Origin of the sequence: Affinirhizobium lemnae, assembly GCF_022968395.1 — a bacterium.
Lineage (GTDB): Bacteria > Pseudomonadota > Alphaproteobacteria > Rhizobiales > Rhizobiaceae > Neorhizobium > Neorhizobium lemnae.
In genome coordinates this window covers 1-9,257 of sequence record NZ_JALJQZ010000080.1, presented here as the reverse complement: position 1 = coordinate 9,257, position 9,257 = coordinate 1, and the positions used below count along the sequence as shown (strand labels likewise).

Annotated in this window: 7 protein-coding genes; 4 read left to right on the top strand and 3 right to left on the bottom strand. The window is 57.5% G+C overall.

The window, feature by feature from the left end:
* Positions 1-218 precede the first annotated feature (218 nt).
* Positions 219-1,775 (top strand): DegQ family serine endoprotease, encoded by a 1,557-nt coding sequence (locus tag MUU53_RS22445; protein ID WP_377307217.1) that lies wholly within the window; start codon positions 219-221, stop codon positions 1,773-1,775.
* 9 nt (positions 1,776-1,784) lie between these two features.
* On the opposite strand, the gene MUU53_RS22440 is transcribed toward MUU53_RS22445, so the two are convergent.
* Entirely contained in the window at positions 1,785-2,372 is a 588-nt protein-coding gene (locus MUU53_RS22440; protein WP_247262835.1) for a GNAT family N-acetyltransferase, read from the bottom strand.
* On the bottom strand, positions 2,369-3,259 hold the full coding sequence (gene serB / locus MUU53_RS22435) for a phosphoserine phosphatase SerB (RefSeq protein WP_247262834.1): 891 nt from the start codon (positions 3,257-3,259) through the stop codon (positions 2,369-2,371). The genes MUU53_RS22440 and serB overlap by 4 nt, the downstream gene beginning before the upstream one ends.
* Here serB and miaA point away from each other — a divergent pair.
* Positions 3,258-4,178 carry a tRNA (adenosine(37)-N6)-dimethylallyltransferase MiaA gene (miaA, locus tag MUU53_RS22430; RefSeq protein ID WP_247262833.1) on the top strand — a complete coding sequence of 307 codons (921 nt, stop codon included), beginning with the start codon at positions 3,258-3,260 and terminating at the stop codon, positions 4,176-4,178. The two genes, serB and miaA, sit on opposite strands and share 2 nt — an antisense overlap.
* Here miaA and MUU53_RS22425 read toward each other — a convergent pair.
* Positions 4,163-6,265, bottom strand: a complete 2,103-nt coding sequence (locus MUU53_RS22425) for an ATP-binding protein (RefSeq protein ID WP_247262832.1) — start codon at positions 6,263-6,265, stop codon at positions 4,163-4,165. The genes miaA and MUU53_RS22425 overlap by 16 nt on opposite strands.
* A gap of 469 nt (positions 6,266-6,734) precedes the next feature.
* Between MUU53_RS22425 and MUU53_RS22420 the strand changes: the two genes are divergently transcribed.
* Together MUU53_RS22420 and ilvN are read left to right on the top strand one after the other, a co-directional pair.
* Positions 6,735-8,513: an acetolactate synthase 3 large subunit gene (locus MUU53_RS22420; protein ID WP_281435231.1), complete on the top strand. Its 1,779-nt coding sequence runs from the start codon at positions 6,735-6,737 to the stop codon at positions 8,511-8,513.
* Between the two features lie 33 nt (positions 8,514-8,546).
* Positions 8,547-9,119, top strand: a complete 573-nt coding sequence (ilvN, locus tag MUU53_RS22415; protein WP_247262831.1) for an acetolactate synthase small subunit — start codon at positions 8,547-8,549, stop codon at positions 9,117-9,119.
* Positions 9,120-9,257: the final 138 nt, after the last annotated feature.

Genomic DNA, 9,257 nt, shown 5'->3' with positions numbered 1-9,257 from the left:
TAACTTATAGCAAAACCGCTTCTAGCGGTTCAAGCGCAGCGTTTCAAACCTCCACCTCTGGTGGAGGTTATGACTTTTGGTGATCGCCTGCGAACGTTCAGTAACTTCGCTGTGGGCTCACAAAAAGATAATTTCCCCTGTCGTTATTCCGCCTTATCTTTCATAAAGCGTCTTGCACAATTAACGCATAGCTAAAGCATTTCGGAACGAGGAGCCTGATTGTGAACACCTTCCAATTGTCCTTGAGGTATTCGATGGTATCCGTTCTGGCTGTGGCGCTGGCCACTGGGCCAATCACCGGCCCAGTCTTTCCAGCTTTCGCACAGGTGCCAAATACACCCACAACTGTGTCCAAGGTCGCGATGCCGCAGACCGGGCCTGCCTCGGTGGCGGATCTGGCGGAGGGTCTTTTAGATGCCGTCGTCAACATTTCCACGTCACAAAGCGTAAAGGGCGAGGGCGAGGGCGCAAGTCCGCAATCGCCAAAGGGATCGCCCTTCCAGGAATTCTTCGACGACTTCTTCGATGGTCAGGAAAAGGGTCAGGGGAACCGCAAGGTCAACTCGTTGGGCTCCGGTTTTGTCATTGATCCGTCCGGCTATGTCGTTACCAATAATCACGTGATCGAGGGCGCTGACGATATTGAAGTCATTTTCCCGAATGGAACGAAGCTTAAGGCAAAGCTCGTCGGCACGGATACGAAGACTGACCTCTCTGTCCTGAAGGTTGAGCCAAAGGCGCCTCTCAAGGCTGTGAAGTTCGGCGATTCCAGGAAAATGCGCATCGGCGACTGGGTCATGGCCATCGGCAATCCGTTCGGCCTCGGCGGTTCGGTGACCATCGGCATCATCTCGGCGCGGGGCCGTAACATCAATGCCGGACCCTACGACAACTTCATCCAGACCGATGCTGCCATCAACAAGGGCAATTCGGGCGGTCCGCTGTTCAACATGTATGGCGAGGTGATCGGCATCAACACAGCCATCATTTCCCCAAGCGGTGGCTCGATCGGGATCGGCTTCGCCGTGCCGACAGAGCTGGCGCAAAATATCGTGCAGCAGCTGATCGAGTTCGGTGAAACGCGTCGTGGCTGGCTCGGCGTGCGCATCCAACCTGTGACCGATGAAGTGTCCGAAAGCCTGGGCCTGAAGGAAGCACGCGGCGCGCTCGTTTCCGGCGTGATCAAGGGTGGTCCGGTTGACAACGGCACCATCAAGGCCGGCGATGTGATCATCACTTTCGACGGCAAGCAGGTGAAGGAAATGCGCGATCTGCCGCTCGCGGTCGCCGAAAGCCCTGTCGGCAAGGCTGTGGACGTCATCATCATGCGTGATGGCAAGGAACAGACAGTCAAGGTCACCCTTGGCCGGCTTGAGGATGGGGCCGAGGCCGAGACGGGTGACGATGCACCTGCCCTTGCTGAGAAAGACCAGAAAAAGGACGGCCAGAACCAGGCGCCCCAGCCGCCACAGGATACGGTTTCCGTTCTGGGCCTCACTCTTTCCGATCTGACAGACGAACGTCAAAAGAACTTCGGCATCGCCGACAGCGTCGAAGGCGTTGTTATCACCGCCGTGCAGGCCGGTTCCCCTGCGGCAGAAAAAGGCCTGAAGGTGGGTGAAGTCATCGTGGAGGTCGGCCAGAGCTTCACATCTTCGCCGGATGATGTCATCAACAGGATCAACGAGTTGAAGGGCGAGGGGCGCCGCAACGCGCACATGATGATTGCAGGACCGGATGGCCAACTGCGCTTTGTTGCAATCCCGCTCGAATAGAGCGGGACTTCAATCGTTCAGTCCGGGCAAGGCCGTTTCGTTAACGATTGCGTAGGTGACATGCCGCCGGAGATGCGGATGTGTTTCCGGCACGCGCGGATGGTCGAAATCCATTTCCGGGCAGCGCCGCATGCCGATGCGCTTCATCACGGCCGTTGACCGGTGATTGCCCTCGACTGCGAAGGAAACGATTGCAGCCAGTTGCATAGCGACAAAACCGTGGCCGATCAGTGCGGCGGCCGCTTCAGTGATATAGCCGTTGCCCCAGAAACGGGTGGCAAGGCGCCAGCCGATCTCGATCGTCTCCGAGGGAAAGATGCCGGGCATGTTGGCTGGAGCCAGACCGCAGAAGCCCATGGCTTCGCCCGTCTCCTTCAATTCGACAGCATAGAAGCCGAGGCCGTCTTCCTTGATCATCGCGTTGACGCGATCAAACAGCGCATCGGCTTCGGCATGGTTGCGGCGGAAGGGAAAAAATTCCATCACCTTCGGATCTGCGTTGATCTCTCGAAAGAGATCGCGGTCCCGCTCAAGCCAGCTGCGCAGAACCAGTCGTTCCGTCTCCAGAATGATCCGCGGTGCTCCACCGGCCATCATGGTGTAACGAAATCGCTTCTGCGATAGCCCTGAATGTAGAGAAGCGCTGTCAGATCCGAATGGTCTATGCGCATCTTCGCCTGCGCCGATACCGTGGGTTTTGCGTGGAGCGCAACGCCGGAGCCAGCGAGCCCGAGCATGCCGAGATCATTCGCGCCATCACCGACTGCCATCGCCTCATCCGGGGAGATCCTAAGCTTCTCAGCTATGTCGTTCAGTGCGTCGACCTTGGCCTGCTTGCCGAGAATCGGTTCGGCGACTTCCCCAGTCAGGATGCCATCCTTCTCCAGCAGAAGGTTCGCGCGGTTTTCATGGAAGCCCAGCATATCCGCGATACGGCTGGTGAAGACGGTAAAACCGCCCGATACGAGTGCCGTGTAGAAGCCTTTTGCGCGCATGGTGGCGATGAGTTCCGGCCCGCCGGAGGTGAGCGTGATGCGCTTGGCAATGACATCATCCACGACCGTGATCGGGAGACCTTTCAGCAGCGCCACCCGTTCCCGGAGTGCCGGTTCGAACGCGATTTCGCCGTTCATGGCGCGGGCTGTGATGGCAGAGACCTGCTCCTTCAGCCCAACGACATCCGCAAGCTCGTCAATGCACTCCTGGCCGATCATGGTGGAATCCATGTCGGCGATGAGGATCTTCTTCCGGCGTGTCTCGACATGCTGAACGACGACATCGATCGGAAGGTCGGAGAGAGCGTGGCGCAACTGCTGCTCGCTTACCGCCGCATCGGCTTCGTTGCGAAGCGCCACATCACAGGCAATGCCATCGGCCAGCCAGTACAGACCGGCAGCATTGACGGCTTCGGCTGCGCGTTCTCCCGCCTTGGCATCAAGAACAGGGTTTGACGGATGGGCAATGAGCGTGGCAACGAGAGCCATGATGAACAACCTTCGGCAAGATATCGAGGCCATCCTGATAACCGGGCCAACGGCGGGCGGCAAGTCGGCGCTTGCGCTATCGCTTGCCCGTCAACACAACGGTGTCGTGATCAACGCAGACAGTATGCAGGTCTACGATACGCTGCGCGTGCTGACCGCGCGCCCTTCCGAAGAGGAGATGGAGGAAATCCCGCACCATCTCTACGGTCATGTTCCGGCTGTTCGCAGCTATTCGACTGGCGACTGGCTGAGAGATGTGCAGGCATTGCTACCCGAATTACGCGCGGAAGGCCGTCTCCCGGTCTTCGTCGGTGGGACCGGGCTTTACTTCAAGGCCCTGACGGGCGGCCTCTCCGATATGCCGGAGATTCCAACCGAGATCCGGGAAGACTTGCGTCCGCGTCTCCTCGAAGAAGGGCCGGAAGCTCTGCATGCGCAACTTCGTGCCTGTGATCCCGCGCTTGCCGAGCGCCTCAACCCGACTGACGGACACCGGATCTTACGGGCGCTGGAGGTATTCCAAGCGACGGGCAAGTCCATTGCCCATTTCCAGCAGCAATCAGGGCCGGTTATCGTCGATCCCGACAAAAGCCGGAAGCTCGTCGTTCTTCCGGACCGTGGCCTTTTGCATGATCGTATCAACCGGCGTTTCGATATCATGCTGGCGACAGGCGCGATCAAGGAAGTCGAGCGACTTCTCGCGTTTGATCCTCCTTCGGATGCGACGGCAATGAAAGCGATTGGTGTTGCGGAAATTTCTGCGCATCTGCGTGGAGACATGACGCGGGAAATGGTTGTCGAGCGAGGCTCTACCCTCACGCGACAATATGCCAAGCGCCAAATGACCTGGTTCCGCAATCAGATGGATGAAAGCTGGGAGCGATTTGACCCCTACGCCCCGACTCAATCCTTGTCGTAGAGGCTGCTCAGCGGTTTTCTGAGAAGCGACTCCCGCAGAGAACCTTCGCGGCGCAGGAGCGTATTGCGAACGGCCTGCACATCCTCGTTTCCGTAGGAACGCGGCTGCGGCGGATAGGTAGGCGGGGGCTCCGGCGAAGGCTCGCGTCGCAGGATCCGAGATTCGTTGGGAGCAGGCTGCTCACTGCGCGCGCCTGGAAGCATATCCGGCCGGTAGGGTTCCAGCCGTGCCTCGACGGGCGTAAAGCGTTCCGTACCGGGATGCGGCGGGGGCGCAGGAGGCGGGCTTGAATACCGTCGCTCGACATGGGCCTTCAGTTCCCGCTCCCAGCTTTCCACTTCCGGCTCTGCGGCCAGAGTATCCAGGCGCATGCCATCTTTATGTTCGGAAGCACTGACACTTTTCTGGAAAGAAGAAATATCGGGACCGCTGATTGCACGCATGCGTGTGACGATCGTCCGCAGATCTACATTGTCTGGTGTTATCTCGCTTCCCTTGTCGGATACGCCGTTTGCCTTCGGCAGCATATCTTCGCTGAGGCGAGTAAAGCGCATGCGCATCGGAACCGTGATCGCCTCACCAAAGGCGATCGCTTCACCGTTGCCGATGGAGGAGATGAAGCTGGTATTCGAGACGGACGAGTTCGGGATCGCCGAGCGGATGATGTCCTGGTCACGGTCATTCGCCAGCCGCATCGCAAAGATGGTCGAGCATTGAGACAGGATCGTCTGGTCCAGTTCGCCGGGGCGCTGGGTGATGACGCCCAGAGAAACGCCGTATTTGCGGCCTTCCTTGGCAATGCGCGCAATGGCCTGACGGGTCGGGAAAAAGCCCAGGTCCCTGTCTGCCGGAACGTAACGATGTGCTTCTTCGCAAACCACCAGCATGTGAATGGCGCCGTCGCTCCACAGCGCCAACTCGAAGGCCATGCGGCACAGGATGGAGGCAACCGAATTCACGACTTCCGAGGGGATGCCGGACAGCTGGAACGTCGAAATCGGACGATCGTCTCCCGGAATCCGGAAGATATGGGCGATAGTCTCCATGATCGTGTCATTGATCGTGTTGTTGGAGAACATGAAGTGATAGCGGGGATCGTTGATCGCAGCCGTGATGCGTATCTTCAGTGAACGGAGCGCCGGTTTCTCACTGCGACCCTCCAGACGGCCGATGCGCTCGTCAATCAGTGCCAGAAGATCAGCCATGCGGTAGGGCACCGGCGTGTCTGCCGTGACCGAGCTTCGTTCGGTCTGCCTACGCATCAGCGAGGATTCGCTGCCGCGAAAGGCTTTCTTGGCTTCTGGAATGAGGTCCCGCAGGACATCCAGCTCTTCTGCCACGGCCGGGCGGCCGCGAAATACGATTTCCGAGAATTCCTCCAGGCGCATCAGCCAGAACGGCAGGTCCAGATTGTCCGTGTCTATCACCACGGCACGGTCTGGAAAGGCAGCGGCGAACTCATTGTGTGGATCCAGAATGAGGACACGCAGCTTGGGATCGATTTCTATTGCCTTTTGCAGAAGCAGCGAGACCGCCGTGGACTTGCCAACGCCGGTGGAGCCAACGATAGCGAAATGCTTGGAAAGCATAGAAGGGATGTGGATTGCTGCGTCGATGCTTTCGTCCTGGGTCAGCTTTCCTATCACACAGGTATCGGCCTTGCCGGTATCATAGATGCGCATGAGGTCGGCAGAACGAATCCGGTGAGCGATGGCGCCGAGATAAGGATAGGTCGAAATGCCGCCACTGAATTCCTCGCGCCCATCGGGCCCAACGCGCACTTCCCCAAGCAGTTCGACCTCGACATGAAATTCGTTGTCGCGCGTTTCACCCCAATGGTTTCCGGCCGTTGCCATGGAGCAAGTAAGGGCAACTACGCGGTTTGTACCAACGCTGATTGAAATCAACCTTCCGACCGACCAGAGTTCAGAAAGCTCAGTGGAGCCGCCTTCGGTCACTGCCGAGATTGTAGCGCGCGACCCTGTGCAGGCAACAACGCGGCCCAGCAAGCGGTTGCCGGGGTGCATCCCGTCTCGCCGTTCCTGCTCTCCAGCAGATGCCGATTGTTGAAGGTCGTGATTGCGCAACGAATGGCCTCTGTCATCGGGCTATGACCGGATATCATCATCCTCGGATGGAATAATGCTTAATTTCCATGACCATAGCGATCCAGCCTTAACAAGTCCTTTCCGCTCTGTGACACACGCTTCGTTTTCGAACATCATCACGGATCACGCAATGCAGGACAGTTGGCCGGAAAACCCTTTCCTTTTTGTTGCGAATGCCCGTATCCCAATGGCGAGAAATGCGGCGAAAACGGCTGGTCGAGCGGTCATTTCTTGCTCATTTGCATTGACGTTGCGAAATTTTATGGCTAACAGTTTCGCCCATGATCGTATCAAACGCACTTATCGTGGTGGGAAGGCGCATGGGCAGGATGGTGTAACCATCCGGCGAAAGCACCCATGCGCTACCGAAGGCTCCTCAAGGGGCCTTTTTTTATGCCTTCAATCAGGCCCTGCGGCCGCTTCGAAAACAGCAGAAACGGATTTGGACATGACGGGTACAGAGAATAGAATGACAGGGGCGGAGATCGTTCTGAAGGCCCTGAAAGATAATGGCGTCGAGCACATTTTCGGCTATCCCGGCGGCGCAGTGCTTCCGATCTATGACGAGATCTTTCAGCAGGACGACATCCAGCACATTCTCGTTCGTCATGAGCAGGGCGCAGGACATGCTGCCGAAGGCTATGCCCGCTCGACGGGCAAGGTCGGCGTCATGCTGGTTACCTCTGGTCCCGGTGCGACCAATGCGGTCACGCCGCTGCAGGACGCCCTGATGGATTCGATCCCGCTGGTCTGCCTGACCGGCCAGGTTCCCACCACGCTGATCGGTTCCGATGCGTTTCAGGAGTGCGATACGGTTGGTATCACCCGCCCTTGCACCAAGCACAACTGGCTGGTGAAGGACGTCAACGAACTGGCGGGCATCATTCATGAGGCGTTTCGCATTGCCCAATCGGGGCGTCCGGGTCCGGTTGTCGTCGATATTCCGAAGGATATCCAGTTTGCTACCGGCACTTATACACCGAAGACGAATGATGTCGTTGAGAAGAGCTATCAGCCGAAGGTTCAGGGCGATCTGAATGCGATCCACGCCGCTGTCGAGTTGATGGCAAGCGCGCGTCGCCCGGTTCTCTACACCGGTGGTGGCGTCATCAATTCCGGCCCTGAAGCAACCCGTCTGCTGCGGGAACTGGTTGAACTGAGCGGCTTCCCGATCACATCCACCCTGATGGGGCTTGGCGCCTATCCGGCATCTGGCGAAAACTGGCTGGGCATGTTGGGCATGCATGGTTCCTATGAAGCGAACATGGCCATGCACGATTGCGACGTCATGGTCTGCATCGGTGCCCGTTTCGACGACCGTATTACGGGTCGCCTGAATGCTTTCTCGCCAAACTCCCGCAAGGTTCATATCGATATCGATCCATCATCGATCAACAAGAACGTTCGTGTCGATATTCCGATCGTTGGTGATGTCGGCCGTATTCTCGAAGATATGGTCCGCGTCTGGCGCGCCCAGCCCAAGAAGCCAGAAAAGGCGCAGACAGCCGGGTGGTGGGACCAGATTAACCGTTGGCGCGCCCGCAAGTCCTTTGCTTACAAGAATTCCAATGACGTCATCATGCCGCAATATGCCATCCAGCGGCTGTATGAGGCATCCAAGGGGCGCGAAACATTCATCACGACGGAAGTCGGCCAGCATCAGATGTGGGCGGCGCAGTTCTTCGGTTTCGAAGCTCCGAACCACTGGTTGACCTCTGGCGGTCTGGGAACGATGGGCTATGGCCTGCCGGCAGCGATCGGTGCGCAGGTTGCGCATCCGGAAGCGCTTGTCATCGACATCGCAGGCGATGCCTCTATCCAGATGTGCATTCAGGAAATGTCCTGCGCCATCCAGTACAATCTGCCGGTCAAGATCTTCATCCTGAACAACCAGTATATGGGCATGGTGCGTCAGTGGCAGCAGTTGTTGCACGGCAATCGTCTGTCTAACTCTTATACAGAAGCCATGCCGGACTTCGTGAAGTTGGCCGAAGCCTATGGGGCCGTCGGCATGTATTGCGACAATCCCGGCGAGCTGGATGACAAGATTGCCGAAATGATTGAGGTCAAGCGGCCGGTCATCTTCGATTGCCGCGTTGCCAATCTCGCAAACTGCTTCCCGATGATTCCATCGGGCAAGGCGCACAATGAGATGTTGTTGCCGGACGAAGCAACCGACGAGGCTGTTGCGACTGCCATTGACGCGAAGGGGCGGCAGCTCGTTTAAGTGCTGCCAGGAACAGGATCAGGGAAAATACTCATGAACGCACATCTTCAACCCACCGGTTCGGCCTACTTCATTCAACAGGAAACGGCGAAGCAAGAGCGGCATACGCTTTCGGTTCTTGTCAGCAACGAGCCGGGAGTTCTGGCCCGCGTGATCGGCCTTTTCTCCGGGCGTGGTTATAACATTGAAAGTCTCACCGTTTCCGAAACAGAGCATGAGGCTCACCTGTCCCGCATCACGATCGTGACCAGCGGAACGCCCGGTGTTCTGGAACAGATCAAGTCGCAGCTGGATCGGATCGTGCCGGTTCATCGCGTCGTTGATTTAACCGTGCGTGCAACGCAGTTAGGGCAGGAGCGTCCGATTGAACGCGAAGTCGCGTTGGTGAAAGTTGCCGGCGAAGGCGAAGAGCGTGCGGAAGCCCTGCGCCTTGCAGATGCTTTCCACGCCAAGGTCGTTGACGCTACTGTTTCCCACTTCATCTTTGAAATCACGGGCAAGTCCTCGAAGATCGATCAATTCGTCGCTATCATGAAGCCATTTGGCCTCATTGAGGTTTGCCGCACCGGGATTGCAGCAATGAATCGCGGTCCGCAGGGGATGTAGGATTTCTGCGAAATATGTTTTCGACCCGTCAGGCTTTTCGTTTGTCGGGTCGACAATCGTGCCTAGGTCGTGGTGATGATTTAAGGATTGGGATTCCCAAAAGAGCGCAAATCGGATTCAAAGCTGATTTTGGAGATC